Raw genomic sequence first — 15,803 nt, forward strand, 5'->3', positions numbered from 1 at the left:
GCTGGCTACCAGTACTTCTCGAACAGCATGCTGCCGGGACTGGCGCGCCGGCACGGCGTGAAGCCGCGTTCGCCGAGCAGGCGACGCATGTCCGCGGTGAAATCGGGATGGCCGCACACCATGACCCGGCTGCTGTCGGGGGTCAAGGCGACACCGGCCATGTCTTGCAGTGACCCGTCCGCGATCAGCGCGGGAATGCGCGCCGATGGCAGGCCGGGCACCGTGTCGCGGGTCACCACCGGAATGTAGGTCAGACCTTGCGGCGCGCTGGCCACCGCCTGTTCGATTTCCGTGCGATAGGCCAGGTCATCGCGGTGGCGCACGCTGTGCACGAGGATGACGCGCGCGAAAGCGTGGAGTGCGCCCGGCGTGCGCAGCAGCGAAACATAGGGACCCAGGCCGGTGCCGGTGGCCAGCATCCACAGCGTGCCGCCGGGCAGCAACTGGCGGGCGATGAAGAAGCCGTAGGCGGCCGGGTCGAGCAGCACGGGCTGACCGATTGCGAGCTGGTCGAGCTGTTGCGTGAACGGGCCGCCCGCCACCCTTACCACGAGGAATTCCAGCGCCGCATCGTCAGGCGCCGACACGATGGAATACGGCCGCCACAGCACGCTGCCGTCGGGCTGTTCAAGGCCCAGCCGCGCGTAGTGACCCGGCTCGAAGCGGAAGTCGGCAGGGCGGCTGATGCGCAGCGACCACAGTGTGTCGGTCCAGTTCGTGCGCATGAGCAACGATTCGTGCGTGGCGCGATCCGCCGCGCCGGCGGCCTTGCTGTCCATGATGATCTCCCTTCCGGGAAGGGACCGCGCCAGCCGTATGAGGGTTCCTGGACTGGGGGCATGGATGGCGGCACCATCCACGCCCGCGATGCGATCACTGCTCGGGTGCTTGCAGTGCGGCCGGATCGAAGGGTTTGTCGTTGACCGTGAGCTGACCCTTGGCGAACGCCAGACGGAGCGCGAGCTGCCCCTGATCACGCGTCACATAGCCGCGCTCGAGCAGCGGTGCGATCTGCTGTTCGTACTGCGACTGCGCATAGGCATTCACTTCGTCCGGGTCGGCATCCTCGCCCACAATCTGCAGGACCTGCGCGCGCGAGCGCTCGACCAGCAGACCGCGTACCAGATTCTCCGGCAGCGACAGCGCGCCCGACGCGTCGAGTCTGGCAAGCAGACCCAGCGGATTCGCGAAATCGTCGGGCGTGACGCCGGACAGCGATACCCTGGCATTCAGGCTGGCCGGGCCCTCGGGCGTGCTGAAGGACAGGCGGTCTATGGACAGTACGGGTGCGTGACCCAGCAGTTCGATGGCCGGCCCCATGAGCGTGCCCATGCGCGCCTGCAGCGCCGCCGGATCGTTCATGGTCGCCGGGTCCGATGTGGCTTCCAGGAAGCCGCGATAGAGCCGAGCCGCAGTCCGCGCGTGCAGGTGGCGCATGGAGAAGTCGTAATGGGCCGGTCCGTAGTCGTGATCCTGCACCTTCATCCTTTCGCTGGCGATGCGTGCCACGCCATCGATGAAGTCGCCGTCGCGGGTGATGTCCACGCCATAGACCAGCTTCGCCGCATCCATTCTGGGCAGGCGGCCATCCGGATCGCTCACGCTGATGCTGTCTATCGTGAACCGCTGGCTGCCGCTGTACAGCAGCGGCTCGTCGTCGAAAAGACGCGCCTGTTCGCCGCTCAGGGCCATGCCGGCGATCACCGCGCGTCCGCCGGCGGCGTCACTCAGTTCCAGCCTTGGTGCCTGCCCCTTCATCGTGTAGCGCGTCATGCCTTCCTCGAAGTCCACTTCGAGGTGCAGGCCATCCCAGGCAATCTGCAGCGCATCCGCCGGATCTTCGCTTGCGATGTCCCATTTGAAGGCCGGGCTGTCGACATCGCTGTGGCCGCCGCCCGCGAAGTGATAGACCGTACGCACCGACAGCGGCTTGTTGTCGCCGAACACCTTGCGCACCGCTTGCGCTGCTTCGCCCTCGAGTACCAGTTCGGACCTGGCCAGACCGGCATCGAACAGGCCGCCACCCAGCCAGGGCCCGTGCCGGATGTCGGTGCGTACGGTCAGCAGCAGCGGCTTCATGCCGGCCTGGCCGGCATCGGCCATGGCACGCGCGACGTCGCCCATCAGTTCCATGGTGACGGTTTCGGTCGAGCTGAACACGCCACGCTGATATTCGCGCTTGATCAGTTTCACATTGGGCAGGCCGGACGCGTACTGGGCGGCCTGCTTGTCGTGCGAGGCTTCGATGCGCTGACCAAGATGCCAGGAGGCTCCGGCGTAGGCGAGCGGCAGCGCGACGACGAGCGCGAACAGGAGTTTCTTTTTCATGAAGGGTCCGGGGTGTTTCACAGAGGATGCGGCCGGCATCATCGCACACCGGCCTGCGCGGGCGGTCGTGAAAAATGCATGGAAAACGCCGCGCTGTGCGTTGCACGACGGCCGCCTTGCCGACACCGCCTATACTTCCGCTTTCGTCACATCGCCATGATTTCCGCATCGTGAATCGCTTTGCCCTGTGCTGCTGCCTGCTGTGCCTGAGTGCCACCGCCGCGGCATCCGGAGCCGGCTGCGCGCTGCAGGTCCCGCCCGCGGATGCGGGCGCATACGTCACCCCCGGCGGCTTCCTGCTGGTGCATCCGCGCAGTGCGGCGATGGGACGCGGATACACCGGTTGTCGCACGATCTGGGTGGTGCAGTCGGACGACGACATGCCGCTGCTCATGCGCGTGCATTTCCGTGCCGGCCGGCCGGTGGCGGTCGATGGCTACGACGGGCGCGGTGGTCAGACGGTGCGCCGCTGCGACCTTCCGTCGTCGCAGCCTGCGTGCGCCGGTCTCGATGATCATCCTCTGCTGGCGCCCGATCTGCCCACCTGGCCGCGCGTCTGCGTGGACCGGCCCGAGTTGCCGGCCTGTCGCGCCGCACCGCAATGAAGCGCGGGGTGATGCGGGTGGGCATGCCGAGCGCCTTGGCGGCCCAGGCCGCGCCCTTCGATGATTTCCTTGCGCGCCTGCGCGCCGCGGCTGCAGCACGTGATGTGGTGGCCGTGGCCGGTCTCTCGCGCCTGCCCTTCCTTTACGAGGAGCGTCTGCTGGACCGCAATGCCTTGATCCGCGCGCTGCCGGGACTGATGGACGAGCGCGTTGCGCGCTGTCTTGCCTCTGCCCCGCCTCTGCGCGAAGGCGCGGACCGGCTGTTGTATCGCGCGCCGTACACCTTCCATCTGCGTGCCGGCGCGGACGGACAGTGGCGGCTGGAGGAATTCTCGGCCGATGGTGAGGACCTGCCATGAACTGGCAGACCGTCTACGACATATCCGGCGACGGCGCGCGCGATTTCAGCGGCTACCTGATCGCCGGTGCGGGGGTGCTGGCGCTCGCCGCCGTCTTCGCGCTGCGCGCGCGGCGACGCGGCGAGCGGTCCGGCACGGCACGCGTGCTCGCGCTGTTCGCGCTCGTAATCGCCGGTCTGGGTTATGGCGTGAATAGCTGGGACCAGAACCGGCTGACGGCAGCGCTGGAGACCGGAGCCGTGCAGCAGGTGGCGGGCGCGATCCGGCATCATGCGGTGTGGCGCGAAGACGTGACGCCGGCCGGCAGCGGCCCGGGCGCGACGCGGCATTACCGCAACTGGGAACGCATATCGGTGGGCGGGGTGGATTTCATCTGGACGCCGGGCGCCGACCAGGCGGGATTCACCCATGCGCCGTCGCCGCCGCTGGATATCCGCGACGGCCTGTGGCTGCGCGTCACCTATGTCGAGGACGCCCCGGACGAAGCGACCCAGCGGCGCATCGTGAAGCTGGAGCGCGGTGACGCGCCGCCGGACATGACGCCCTGGGGTCGTCCGGAGGCCGTGCTGCCGGGCGCGCCCTATCCGTCAGTCGTGCGGATGCCCGGGCCATGAAGTCCTTCCATCGACGCGCCGCGCGGCCGGCGCCATCGTCCTCCGCGGCTCCACCCGCGGTGCCGGATCGTCGCGGTCGGGTGCGCATCGACACGCTGCTGGTCGAGCGCGGGCTGGCGGTGTCGCGCGCGGCGGCGCAGAGGCTGGTCGACAGCGGCGTCGTTCTGGCCGACGGACGCGCGGCAGCTCGCGCCTCTCTGATGGTCGCCCCGGACTGCTGCGTCACGCTGCGCGCGCACGACTGATCCCGCGAGCTGAGCACGGTCAACTGGCGTCCTGTCCCGGCGCAATATATATATGCGCCTCACCGTAAGAGCTCATCGCGCCGCCCACATCATGCAAGCCCCTGCCCGCCAGCCCACGACCGCCGAACTGCAGCCGCTATTCAATCTGTACAACGCCGGGCGGCTGGCCGACGCGGTGGCCGCCGCGCGACCGCTGTTGTCGCGCTATCCCGGGGCCGTGGTACTGCACAGCGTGCTCGGCTCCGCGCTGGCCGGCCTCGGCCGGCTCGATGAGGCGGAGCAGGCCTTCGCGGCGGCAGTCAAGGCGAACCCCGGGTCAGCCGAACTGCTCAGCAATCTCGGCCTGGTGCAGCAGCAGCGCGGCCGGCTCGATGAGGCGCTCGCGACCTACACCCGGGCGCTGGCGATACGGCGTGATTTCCCTGAGCTGCTGTACAACCTCGGCGTGGTGCAGGACGCGCTCGGCCGGCTGGACGAGGCGGCCGAAAGCTACCGGCGCGCGCTCGCGCTGCAGCCGCGTTTCGCGGTCGCGCTGTTCAATCTGGGCACGGTGCTGGACCGCCGGGGCGAGCCCGATGCGGCGATCGATGCCTATCGCCGGGCGGTCGGCTGCGAGCCCGGTTTCGTCGAGGCATGGTCCAACCTGGGCGCGGCGCTGCAGAAGGCGGGCGATGCCGAACAGGCAGTCGCCTGCTATCAGAAGGCGCTGGACATCCAGCCCACCGCTACCGCCTGGTTCAATCTCGGCACCGCGCAGCGTGCCTACGGCCTGATGGCCGATGCCGCGGAGAGCTATCGGCGCGCCATCGCGCTGGCGCCCGCCTATGCCGACGCGCACAGCAATCTGGGTGAAATCCTGCGCGACCAGGGCGATGGCGACGGCACGCTGGCGGCATTCCGTGCCGCGCTGGCGATCGATGCCGACCATGGCATGGCCAACTACAACATCGGCCTGCTGCACCACGACCTGCGCGACTACGACAAGGCGCTGCCGTATTTCGAGCGCGCCCGCGTGCTCGACTGGCAGGACCGGGTGCTGTACTGCCTGTACAAGCTGCGCCGCAGCGACGAATTCGAAGCGCGGCTGGATGCGATGATGCAGACGCGTCACCGCTCGCCCATGGTGGCCACGCTGTCTGCCCACCATGCGCACAACCGTGGCCGGCCCGACCCTTACCGCTTCTGTCCTGATCCCGTCGCCTTCGTGCATCACGCTCATCTGGATGCGCTGACCGATGCCGGCGACAGCCTGCGCGCGGACCTGTTGCGCGACATCACGAATGCCGACATCCAGGCGCGCAAGCAGGGACGGCTGTATTACGGCGTGCAATCCTCCGGCCATCTGTTCCGCCGGCCCGAGGCCTCGATCGCGCGGCTGGTCGGCCTGATACGCGCCGAGCTCGATCGTTACCGCGCGCATCTGGCGGGCGAGGACTGCGTCTATGCGCAGGACTTTCCGGCGCGTACCGAATTCGCCAGCTCGTGGTTCGTGAAGATGAGTCGCGGCGGACATCTGACCTCGCACATCCACGAGGAGGGCTGGCTGTCCGGCGTGCTCTATCTGGCGATGCCGTCCGACCGCCCGCCGGGCAGCACGGCGGGTGGCATCGAGTTCAGCACCGATGGCGACGACTATCCGCGCGAGCGCGACGATTTCCCGCGCCTGACGCTGCAGCCGGTGGTGGGCGACATCGTGTTCTTCCCGTCCTCGCTGTTCCACCGCACGATTCCATTCGAATCGAACGAGGAACGCATCTGCATCGCGTTCGACGTGAAGCCGGCTGCTGCCTGATCCCGGCGTTCAGCGCGCTTGCCGGGCGCCGGGTACCAGCGCCGCGACGCGTGCGGCACCGTCGCTGGCTTCGCGCCGTGGCGGGACGCCGTCGGGAGGCGGACGGTCGGGGGGCATGCCTGCTCCGGGCTGCGGCGGCCGGTCGACCTGCGGTCGCGCCAGGCGGTCGACCGCGACATCGAGGCTGGCGACATAGCGCCCATCCGCCTCGCGCACTGCGCCGAGCACGCTGCCGCCCGCCTGCAGCGCGATGCCGTCGTTGCTGTTCAGAACGGCGCGCAGATGCGCGCGGCGATAGGCAGGCAGATGGGTGTAGATGTACTCGCTCAGCGCATCCGGCAGGAAGAACTGCGAGGTGAGCACCGCCGCGCCGCGGTACAGCACCTTGAAGTGGATGTGCGTGGTGCGCCCTTCATACCAGCCCGGGTACACACTGCGGAAGTTCACCCGGCCGTCGCCGTCGCTGAACTGGCTGCCCCGCAGGAAGGTGCGGCCGCGCGTCGACACCCGGCCGTCCTCGCCCTGCCCGTCGTAGCCGGAATAGAGGCCGGACGCATCGCAGTGCCAGACATCGACGCGCGCACCGGCGAGTGGCTGGCCCTGTTCGTCGCGCACCGCGAGCGCCAGATCGAGCGGGATGCCGGGCAGTCCTTCCGTGATGTCCGCCCGCACCAGGCCGGGATCGAAGTAGTACGGACCTTCCGTGGTCTGCGCCGTGAGTGTCGGCCGCGAGGCGGGCGTCGCGCCGCTGGCAGGCCGTATCGACGCGACATTGCCGACCGAGAGCAGGGCGGCGGTCAGCATGCGGCGGCGCGGAAGGGATGCGGATGTGCTCATGGTCGAATGGCTGAGGGGTGATGCCTGCAGCCTAGGTCGGCCATGTGTACCGCTTATGCGATGCGGCACCGGAAATCGTCAGCCGGATGTCAGCAGATGTTGCGGTCGCCGAGGCAGCCATACCCTGACCTCGAGGCCCGGTGCCGCGTCGGCAAGTTCGATGCGGCCGCCGTGCAGCATGACGACCGAGTGCACCAGACTCAGGCCCAGGCCCAGGCCCGGCGTGTGGCGTGCGGCCTCGACCCGGTACAGGCGCTCGAACACGCGCTGACGCTCCGCTTCCGGAATGCCCGGCCCCTGGTCGCGCACGACGAGCTTCAGCGCATCGCCGTCCTCGTGCAGGGCCAGCGTGACCTCACCACCGACCGGGCTGTACTTGATCGCATTGTCGAGCAGATTGAGCAAGGTCTGGAACAGCAGATCGCGATGCCCGCTGCAGTGCGCCTCGCGTGTCAGGTGGCCGTGCAGCGCGAGGCCGTTCGATTCGGCCAGGGGTTCCATCAGTTCCAGCGCGTCGCGGGCCAGCAGGCACAGGTCCAGTTCCCGGAATTCGCCCCGCAGCAGGCCGGAATCGACGCGTGCGATGCGCAGCAAGGACTGGAAGGTGGACAGCACCTGGTCGATGTCGGCCAGATTGCGCTCCAGCCAGTCCGGCAGTTCCTCCGGCGGCGGCGGGTGACGCAGCGCTGCCTCAATGCGCGAGCGGTGGCGCGTCAAGGGCGAGCGCAGATCATGCGCGATGTTGTCGGTCGCTCCGCGCACCCCGGCAATCAGTGCTTCGATGCGATCCAGCATGGCATTCAGGGTCAGCGCCAGACGGTCGAACTCGTCCGGGTGGCGGTCCGCAGCATCGAGCGGAATGCGATGCTTCAGGTCGCCGGTCATGATCTGCTGCGCCACGCGCCGTATGGTGTCGACCGGGCGCAATACCGCGCGCGTCAGCAACCAGCCACCGACCAGGGATACGAGCAGCATGAGACCGAAGCTCGCGAAGGCGGCGTGGCGGATGTCGGCACGCACCTTCTCCACTTCGTACTCGTCGAAGCCCACGAGCAACCGGCTGCCGTCGGGCAGCGCCGTCCATCGGGCGACGATGTCGGTATCGAGCGGGTGGCGCAGGCTGGGCAGGCGCAACATGCGATCCGGCAGGGCTGCCTGTGGCGGCCAATCGTCCAGATTGCCCGCCATCATGTGTCCGCCGCCGTCCTCGAGGCGATAGATGCGGTCGTGATCCGGCGAACGCATGGCCAGCCGCTGACGGATCAGGCCGCTGACGCCGCGTGTGCCATCGACGGCGTATTCGGCGCGCAGGATGTCCAGTTCCGACTGCACGCTTTCCTCGACATGGCCCAGCATGTAACGCCCGGCCAGCCAGGTCACCAGCGCCAGCATGAGGCCGAAACCGGCGGCCAGCAGCGCGCTGTTGGCCAGCGTGAGCCGGGCGGTGGTGCCCAGCTTCATGCCGGCACCCCTTCGGCGAGCCGCCGTCGGCTTGCGATGAAGTCGCGTGCGAAACCGGGGAGCGCGATGCCGAACATCCGTTCCAGCCTGCGCGTCTGCTGCGCGAGCCGCGCTTCGGACAGGCGGAAGGCCCTGCCGCGCGCCGCAAAGACCACGCGGTTGTCGCCGTCGGCCGTCGTCACCGCAGCGACCGAGCGCGCAAAGCCGGCCGCGATGCGCTCAGTCCATGCATCGGCCAGCGCGTCGCGTGCATACATGTTCATGGCGAATACGCCGCCGTCGGCCAGCGCGTCGTGACAGGCGTCGAAGAAGCGCGGCGAGGTGAGGGCCGGAGCCATGCCGCCGATATCGAAACCGTCCACCCACACGAGGTCGAAAGCGCGGTCGTGGCGGGCAATCCACTCCGCTCCGTCGATGCAGTGGATGCTCAGTCGCTCGTCGTCCGGCGGCACGTGGAAGCGCCCGCGCAGCGCGATCACCTCGGGCGACAGTTCCGCGACCTCCAGGCGCGTCTGCGGCAGATGGCGATGGCAGGCCTTCACCAGCGAGCCGCCGCCAAGACCGATCAGTGCGATGCGGCGCGCGGCCGGCACGAAGGCCAGCGAAGCGACCATGAGATGCGAATATTCGAGTACGAGGCGTGCCGGATCGGCGATGTCCATGGTGCTCTGAACCGCCAGTTCGGAAAATGCCAGCGTGAGGAGGCCGTCCTGTTCCACCAGATAGGGCTGGCCGGCTTCGACCTGCTCGCGCGTCGGTCCGGCGGCGCTCATGACGGTGCGCGCAGGCAGTAGCCGCTGCCGCGCAGCGTGTGGATGAGCGGTGGCCAGGGCGCACGATCGATCTTGGCGCGCAGACGTGAAATATGGACGTCGATCACATTGGTCTGCGGGTCGAACTGGTAGTCCCATACGCCCTCCAGCAACATGGTCCGGGTGACCAGTTGATCGGCGTGGCGCATCAGGAACTCCAGCACCCGGTATTCCTGCGGCTTGAGCGCGATGTCCTCGCCGGCACGTCTTACCCGGTGAGTCATGCGGTCCAGTTCGAGGTCGGACACGCGCAGCACCGATTCGGTCACCGGCATCAGGCCGCGCCGCGTGATCGCCTCCAGCCGTGCCATCAGTTCGGTGAGCGCAAACGGTTTCACCAGATAGTCGTCGCCGCCGGCGCGCAAGCCGCGTATCCGCTCATCGACCTGGCTCAGCGCGCTCAGTATCAGCACCGGTACGCGCGAGCCGGTGGCGCGCAGTGCCGCCAGCATGGACAGCCCATCCATCTGCGGCATGAGACGGTCCAGCACGATGGCGTCGTACTGTTCTCCGGTGGCCAGGAACAGCCCTTCGCGGCCATTTGGTGCGTGATCCACCGTGTGACCCGCCTCGCGCAGGCCGCGACATATGAAACCGGCAATTTCGTTGTCGTCCTCGACGACCAGGATGCGCATGGATATTCCGCTACCGATCAATGTACAGGTCCCGACTGCTGCAGGGGCCGCGCCGACAGCCGATGCAGCAGCGCCATGCCACCGTGTCCGCCCAGATACAGGTAGAGCAGCGGCGCCGCCATCTCGTGCAGTTCGCCGATGCCGCGGGCGGTGGCGCTTGCAGCGCCGACCCACCAGATCGCCGCGCCGGTCAGGCAGAACCAGGCAATCAGCAGCAGACCCAGCAACTGGACGAGATGCGCCAGTGCCCGGGTGGCCGGAGCGGGCGGCACCCGCAGACGCAGCAGACCGGACATCAGGAGCCGGAATTGTGCCAGTAGCGAGGCGCGATCCGTTCGTGGTGTTTCCCCGCGGAGATACCTGCGCCCCATGCCTGCCGCTACGCACAGTCCCGACAGGCCGGCGATCAGACCGCCCCATTCATGCAGTGCGAACATGAGGCGACCGACGGCGTCGCCGGTGCGCCAGGGTTCGTTCATCCACTCCGGGCTGAATATCTGGAACACGACCGCCAGCGCGAGCACGCCGTGGATCAGTCGGCGGAGCGGAGTCGCGCGCATGCTTTCGACGCAGGCATTCATGGTGCGGTACCCCCGTATTGGCTGAGAGACAGGTCTGCCAGCCTGCGCCAGCGGGGCTTGCGGCAAGCTGTCTGCGACATGAATGTTCGTTCATGTTCCGTTCACCCCCCGGAAAGGCAGGCCGCGCCACACTGGATCGTCCTCCATGACGATGATCCGATGAACAGCTTGCTTCTCCTGTCGCTGTCGCTGTCGCTGCTCGCGCTGGCATCGCCCGCTTCCGGCCAGACCTTGCCCGGGCACGCGGACGAGCATGATCAGCCAGTGCTGCGCGATACGGGCCTGAGCCTGTCGCAGGCGCTGGATCGGGCGCTCGCCCGGGCACCGGGTGTGCTGCTGCCACAGGCCCGGGCCGTCGAGTCGCGCGTGTTGTCGGAACGGGCGGGCAGCCTGCTGTCCGCCCCTCCGGCGGTCCAGTTGCGCTATCAGAGCGATCGTCTGCCCGGCCGCGGGGGGGGCTTGCGCGAGATGGAGGCGGGTCTGGAATTGCCGCTGTGGCGGGGCGGACAGCGTGAGGCGCTGGGCCGTGAGGCCGAGGCCGGCAGAGTGCTGTCGGAGCAGGAGGCGCGCAGCCTTCGCTGGCGGGTGGCCGGCGAAGTGCGCGAAATGCTGTGGCGCGTGATGCTGGCGGAGATCGAGGTCGGACTGGCCGATGCCGATGTCGCGCTGTACCGCGCGCTGGAGGACGATGTGAGCCGGCGCGTGCGCGCCGGCGACGCAGCGCCGGTAGACATGCTGTCGGCCGAGACGGCGCGTCGCGAACGCGAGGTGGTGCTGTACGAAGCGCGCGTGGAACTGGCGCACAGCCTGTTCGGCTGGCAGGAACTGACCGGGCTCGCGGTGCTGCCCGCATCGGTGTCGGAACCGGTCGCGGCGCAGCCCGACGCGCAAGGCTATCCGCCGGTCGTGACTGCACAGGCGGCGGTCGAGCGCATCCGGCGGGCGCTGGGCAGCGTGCAGGCCCAGGGCAGCGGTACACCGCGTCTGCTGGTGGGTGTGCGCTCCGAAGCGGCCACCGACATGCCGACCACCGACAGCGTGGGCGCGACCTTGTCCATACCGTTCGGCGGCGAAGCGCACCGTGCGGCGCTGCAGTCCCCGCTGCATCTCGAACTGGCACGCGCCGAGGACGAGCTGGCGCAGGCGCAGCGCGCTGCGAAGCTCGCGCTGCACGAGGCGGCGCATGAACTGCATGCACGCGAGCAGGCCCGCGCCCTGGCCGCCGCGCAGCAGGGGATCGCCGGGCGTGAGGTCGATCTGGCGCGCCGCGCCTACCGCATCGGCGAAACCTCGCTGGCCGAACGCCTGCTGGTCGAGGCGCGCGCAGCCTACGCACGCCGCGCCGCTGCACTGGCCGATCTTGCCCGGGCGCGCGCCATCGCACGCTACAACCAAAGTCTGGGAATACTGCCGTGAAGCCGCGCTTCCTCCTTGCCATGCTGCTGTTCCTTGCGTCGCTTGTCCCGGTACGCGCCGCCGACATTGCCATCGCGAACTCGCAGGCGCAGCGCCTCGGCATCCGCGATGCGCAGCTCGAGAAAGCCGATACCGGGCACACCGCGCCCTGGTCGGCGCGCGTGGTCGCTTCGCCGGACGGGGAGTGGGTGGTGACCGCGCCGACCGCAGGGGTGGTGGTGCGCGTGCCGGTGGCCGAGGGTCAGCAGGTGGCGGCGGCCGCGGCCCTGGTCGAATTGCGCAGCGCCGATCTGCCGGCGGCCGGCGCGTCGCTTGCGCAGGCGCGCGTGGCAGCCGAACTGGCACGTGGCCATCGCGATCGCGACCGCACCTTGCACGCGGAAGGGCTGATCGCCGAGCGCAGGTTGCGCGAATCCGAAGCTGCCGCCGCCCAGGCCGAGGCAGCGCTCGCCGCCGCGCAGTCGCGCCTGGGAATCATGGGCGTATCGGCGGGCGAAGCCTCGGCCGGCCGGCTGGTGGTGCGAGCGGGCGCCGAAGCGACCGTGCTCGAGCGCATGGCGTTGCCGGGTCAGCGGGTGAACGAAGCCGACCCGCTGTTGCGGCTGGCCGATCCGCGTCGGCTCATGCTGGAACTCAATCTGCCGGTGACACAGGCACAACGCGTGCGCGTGGACGACGAACTGATGGTGGAGGGGACGGACATCCGGGCGCGTGTGAGCCAGATCGGCTGGGGTGCCGCGGACACGACGCAGACGGTGCGCATACTCGCCCGGCTGTTGGCGACGCAGACCGCTCTGCGGCCGGGTCAATGGGTGAGCGCACGGCGCAGCGTGAATGCGACTTCCGCATGGTCGACAGAAGTGACCGCGCTGGTGCATCACGCGGGCCGGATATGGATATTCCAGCGCGTCGACAGTGGTTATCGCGCCATCGAAGTAAGTGTGCTGGCCCAGGATGCGGGACGGGCAACCGTGAGCGGCGCGCTGGACGGCATGCGGCCGGTGGCGGTCGCTGGCGTGGCTGCGCTGAAGGCGGTGTGGCTGGGACACGGGGGCGAATGATGCTGGATGTATTGACCCGTGGTGCGCTCGCACGGCCGCTGCTGATGGTTCTGGCGGCTTTGCTGCTGCTGGCTGCAGGTCTGCACGCGGCGATGAATCTTCCGATCGATGCCTTTCCTGACGTGTCGGCGCCACAGGTGAAGATCATCGTGAAGCTGCCCGGCATGACGCCGGAGGAAATGGAAAGCCGCGTCACGCGCCCGATAGAGATCGAAATGCTCGGGCTGCCGAAGCAGACCATGCTGCGCTCGACCAGCAAGTACGGCTTGAGCGACATCACGGTCGATTTCGAGGATGGCACCGACATTTTCTGGGCGCGCAACCAGGTGGCCGAGCGGCTGAACGGTATTGCAGGCGAACTGCCGTCCGGCTTGTCCGGAGGTCTGGCGCCGATCACCACGCCACTCGGCGAAATGTTCATGTTCACGGTCGAAGGCGATCTGCCGCTCGCCGAGCGGCGCGCGCTGCTCGACTGGGTGATCCGGCCCGCGCTGCGTACGGTGCGCGGCGTGGCCGACGTGAATGTGCTCGGCGGAGAGGCGGCTGCCTATGAAGTCGTCCCTGACGCGGCGCGCATGGCGGCCAACGGCGTGACGCTGGATCAACTGCGCGGGACACTGCAGCGCTTCAACCGTAACGAAGGGGCCGGCCGCATCGACGAAGGCGAGGAAACCTTGCTGGTGCGCGTTCAGGGCCGACTCGCTTCGGTCGAGGATATCCGCCGCCTGGTGGTACGCGCGACGGCGCGGGCACAGGTGCGTGTGGCCGACGTCGCCGACGTGAAGCTGGGTGCGCTCACCCGCATGGGCGGCGTGACGCGGGACGGGCAGGGCGAGACGGTGCAGGGACTGGTGCTCGGCTTGCGTGGTGCGGACGCGCAGCAGGTGGTGGATGGCGTACGCGAACGGCTGGACGAATTGAGCAGCAGCCTTCCATCGGGTGTGCGCATCGAGCCCTTCTATGATCGAGGCGAACTGGTGTCGCACGCGGTGGGCACCGTGTCGAGCGCGCTGCTGGAAGCGGTGGTTCTGGTGGTTGTGATGCTCGTTCTCTTCCTCGGCAATCTGCGTGCCGCGATGGCGGTGGCGGTGGTGCTGCCCCTGTCGGCGCTGTGGACCTTCCTGCTGATGCGGCAGATGGGCATGTCGGCCAATCTGATGAGCCTGGGCGGTCTGTCCATTGCCATCGGCCTGCTGGTGGATGCCGCGGTGGTGGTGGTCGAGAACGTGGTGGCGCATCTGCACGCACCGGGCGCCGCCGAGCGGCCGCGCAAGGCCGTCGTGCTCGAGGCGGTACGCGAAGTGGCACTGCCCACCGGCGCGGGCATCGTCATCATCGCACTGGTGTTCCTGCCATTGCTCAGCCTGCAGGGACTGGAAGGCAAGCTGTTCGGGCCGGTCGCGCTCACCATCGTGTTCGCGCTGGCTGGATCGCTGTTGCTGTCGCTCACCGTCATCCCGGTGCTGGCTCTGGGGCTGCTGCGCGCCGACAGCCATGCCGATCCGTGGCTGCCGCGCACCCTGGCGCGGCTGTATGCGCCGCTGCTGCAGCGCGCGCTGGCCGCGCCGCGCGTGGTCGGTGGCATTGCGCTGGCGCTGGGCGCGGTCGCGCTGGTGCTCTATGCCGGTCTGGGCAAGACCTTCATGCCCACGATGGACGAAGGCAGCCTCATCGTGCAGCTCGAAAAGCTGCCGTCCATCGGCCTGGATGCGTCGCTGGACATCGATACGCGTTTCCAGCAGGCGCTCCGTGAGGCCGTGCCCGAGGCGCAGCGCATCGTCGCGCGCACCGGCTCGGACGAGATCGGTCTGGATCCCATGGGGTTGAACCAGACCGACACCTTCATCGCCCTGCCTCCCGGCACGGACAAACCGGCGGTGGTCGAGCGCATCCGCGCGCTGCTGGGCGATTTTCCGGGCGTGGCCTATGCCTTCACTCAGCCGATCGAAATGAGGGTGTCGGAAATGATCCTCGGTGTGCGCGGCGATCTGGCGGTGCGCATATTCGGCCCCGATCTGCAGGTGCTCAACCACAAGGCCGGAGAGATTGCCGAAGTGCTGCGCGGCACGCCCGGCGCGCAGGACGTGTTCTTCGTGCGCAACGAGGGCGTACAGTATCTGCAGGTGCTGCCCGACAGCGATGCGCTGGCAAGGACCGGGCTGGATGTCGATGCGCTGGCGGCGGTGCTGCGTGCGCAGATCGAGGGCGATGCGGTGGGTCTGATCCAGCAGCAGGAACGACGCATTCCGCTCATCGTCCGCGCGGACGGCCGGACCGCCGCCGCAGACGCGCTGATGCAGATGCCGGTGGTGCTGCCGGATGGCGCGCGCGTCACGCTGGGTCAGCTCGCGCGCTTCGAGCGGGTTGACGGTCCGGTTCAGATCAACCGCCAGTTGGGCAGCCGGAACATGGTGGTGATCGCGAACGTTGGCGGACGGGATCTCGTGGGTTTCGTCGAGGACGCCCGCGCGCGCGTGATGCAGAAGGTCGAACTGCCGCCCGGCTACCGACTGAGCTGGGGAGGGGAATTCGAGAACCAGCAGCGCGCCGCGCAGCGACTGGCGCTCGTCGTGCCGGTCGCGCTGGTCCTTATTTTCCTCATCCTTTTCAGCACCTTCGATTCGCTGCGCCAGGCCGCGCTGGTCATGGCCAATGTGCCGTTCGCTCTGATCGGCGGCGTGTTCGGGCTGGCGCTGTCCGGCGAATACCTGTCGGTGCCGGCGTCGGTCGGCTTCATCGCGCTGCTCGGCATCGCCGTGCTCAATGGCGTGGTGCTGGTGAGCTATTTCAACCAGCTCCGGGTGAGCGGTCTTTCGCTGCACGATGCAGTGGTGCAGGGCGCGCAGCGTCGTCTGCGGCCAGTGCTGCTGACCGCGTCGATGGCCGCGCTCGGTCTGGTGCCGCTGCTGTTCGCGACCGGGCCCGGATCGGAAATACAGCGCCCGCTCGCCATTGTCGTGATCGGCGGGCTGGTTTCTTGTACTTCGTTAACACTTGTACTGCTGCCCATACTGTACAAACGCTTCGGCGATCCCCGCGCCAAAGTCCGCTGATGTC

General features: G+C 68.4%; 15 protein-coding genes. 8 read left to right on the plus strand and 7 right to left on the minus strand.

The features are described 5' to 3' along the window. Positions 1 to 5 precede the first annotated feature (5 nt). Together A3Q7_RS0117925 and A3Q7_RS0117930 are read right to left on the minus strand one after the other, a co-directional pair. Positions 6 to 779, minus strand: coding sequence for a ferredoxin--NADP reductase (locus tag A3Q7_RS0117925; protein WP_018413296.1), 774 nt, complete (start codon positions 777 to 779; stop codon positions 6 to 8). Between the two features lie 94 nt (positions 780 to 873). Then, positions 874 to 2,328, minus strand: coding sequence for a YdgA family protein (locus tag A3Q7_RS0117930; protein ID WP_018413297.1), 1,455 nt, complete (start codon positions 2,326 to 2,328; stop codon positions 874 to 876). Positions 2,329 to 2,498: 170 nt separating this feature from the next. On the opposite strand from A3Q7_RS0117930, the gene A3Q7_RS0117940 reads away from it, so the two are divergent. From A3Q7_RS0117940 to A3Q7_RS0117960, 5 genes are all read left to right on the plus strand, one after another. Next, the gene (locus tag A3Q7_RS0117940; RefSeq protein ID WP_018413299.1) at positions 2,499 to 2,933 is read left to right on the plus strand and encodes a hypothetical protein; all 435 of its coding nucleotides are present in this window, start codon (positions 2,499 to 2,501) and stop codon (positions 2,931 to 2,933) included. Positions 2,934 to 2,956: 23 nt separating this feature from the next. After that, complete coding sequence (locus A3Q7_RS0117945) at positions 2,957 to 3,292, plus strand: hypothetical protein (protein WP_232418026.1); 336 nt, start codon at positions 2,957 to 2,959, stop codon at positions 3,290 to 3,292. Continuing rightward, positions 3,289 to 3,906 (plus strand): hypothetical protein, encoded by a 618-nt coding sequence (locus tag A3Q7_RS0117950; protein ID WP_018413301.1) that lies wholly within the window; start codon positions 3,289 to 3,291, stop codon positions 3,904 to 3,906. The genes A3Q7_RS0117945 and A3Q7_RS0117950 overlap by 4 nt, the downstream gene beginning before the upstream one ends. Further along, positions 3,903 to 4,151, plus strand: a complete 249-nt coding sequence (locus tag A3Q7_RS0117955) for a S4 domain-containing protein (RefSeq protein WP_018413302.1) — start codon at positions 3,903 to 3,905, stop codon at positions 4,149 to 4,151. Before A3Q7_RS0117950 ends, A3Q7_RS0117955 begins: the two co-directional genes overlap by 4 nt. Positions 4,152 to 4,242: 91 nt before the next feature. Further along, on the plus strand, positions 4,243 to 5,943 hold the full coding sequence (locus A3Q7_RS0117960; protein WP_018413303.1) for a tetratricopeptide repeat protein: 1,701 nt from the start codon (positions 4,243 to 4,245) through the stop codon (positions 5,941 to 5,943). A gap of 9 nt (positions 5,944 to 5,952) precedes the next feature. On the opposite strand, the gene A3Q7_RS0117965 is transcribed toward A3Q7_RS0117960, so the two are convergent. The 5 genes from A3Q7_RS0117965 to A3Q7_RS0117985 all read right to left on the minus strand — a co-directional run bounded on the left by A3Q7_RS0117965 (position 5,953) and on the right by A3Q7_RS0117985 (position 10,269). Next, positions 5,953 to 6,780 carry an intradiol ring-cleavage dioxygenase gene (locus tag A3Q7_RS0117965; protein ID WP_018413304.1) on the minus strand — a complete coding sequence of 276 codons (828 nt, stop codon included), beginning with the start codon at positions 6,778 to 6,780 and terminating at the stop codon, positions 5,953 to 5,955. Between the two features lie 78 nt (positions 6,781 to 6,858). Beyond that, positions 6,859 to 8,241: an ATP-binding protein gene (locus A3Q7_RS0117970; RefSeq protein WP_018413305.1), complete on the minus strand. Its 1,383-nt coding sequence runs from the start codon at positions 8,239 to 8,241 to the stop codon at positions 6,859 to 6,861. Next, a complete protein-coding gene (locus A3Q7_RS0117975; protein WP_018413306.1) occupies positions 8,238 to 9,014 on the minus strand; it encodes a fused MFS/spermidine synthase in 777 nt (258 codons plus the stop codon). Before A3Q7_RS0117975 ends, A3Q7_RS0117970 begins: the two co-directional genes overlap by 4 nt. After that, positions 9,011 to 9,688 (minus strand): response regulator transcription factor, encoded by a 678-nt coding sequence (locus tag A3Q7_RS0117980; protein ID WP_018413307.1) that lies wholly within the window; start codon positions 9,686 to 9,688, stop codon positions 9,011 to 9,013. The genes A3Q7_RS0117975 and A3Q7_RS0117980 overlap by 4 nt, the downstream gene beginning before the upstream one ends. 17 nt (positions 9,689 to 9,705) lie before the next feature. Further along, positions 9,706 to 10,269: a cytochrome b/b6 domain-containing protein gene (locus A3Q7_RS0117985; RefSeq protein ID WP_018413308.1), complete on the minus strand. Its 564-nt coding sequence runs from the start codon at positions 10,267 to 10,269 to the stop codon at positions 9,706 to 9,708. A gap of 159 nt (positions 10,270 to 10,428) precedes the next feature. Between A3Q7_RS0117985 and A3Q7_RS0117990 the strand changes: the two genes are divergently transcribed. From A3Q7_RS0117990 to A3Q7_RS0118000, 3 genes are read left to right on the plus strand one after another with little or no spacing between them, the layout of a single operon-like run. Continuing rightward, complete coding sequence (locus A3Q7_RS0117990; protein WP_018413309.1) at positions 10,429 to 11,685, plus strand: TolC family protein; 1,257 nt, start codon at positions 10,429 to 10,431, stop codon at positions 11,683 to 11,685. Beyond that, positions 11,682 to 12,746 (plus strand): efflux RND transporter periplasmic adaptor subunit, encoded by a 1,065-nt coding sequence (locus A3Q7_RS0117995; RefSeq protein ID WP_026224994.1) that lies wholly within the window; start codon positions 11,682 to 11,684, stop codon positions 12,744 to 12,746. Before A3Q7_RS0117990 ends, A3Q7_RS0117995 begins: the two co-directional genes overlap by 4 nt. Continuing rightward, positions 12,746 to 15,799 (plus strand): efflux RND transporter permease subunit, encoded by a 3,054-nt coding sequence (locus tag A3Q7_RS0118000; RefSeq protein ID WP_026224995.1) that lies wholly within the window; start codon positions 12,746 to 12,748, stop codon positions 15,797 to 15,799. Before A3Q7_RS0117995 ends, A3Q7_RS0118000 begins: the two co-directional genes overlap by 1 nt. Positions 15,800 to 15,803 lie beyond the last annotated feature (4 nt).

This window comes from Methyloversatilis thermotolerans, from assembly GCF_000372885.1.
GTDB classification, from domain to species: Bacteria; Pseudomonadota; Gammaproteobacteria; order Burkholderiales; family Rhodocyclaceae; genus Methyloversatilis; species Methyloversatilis thermotolerans.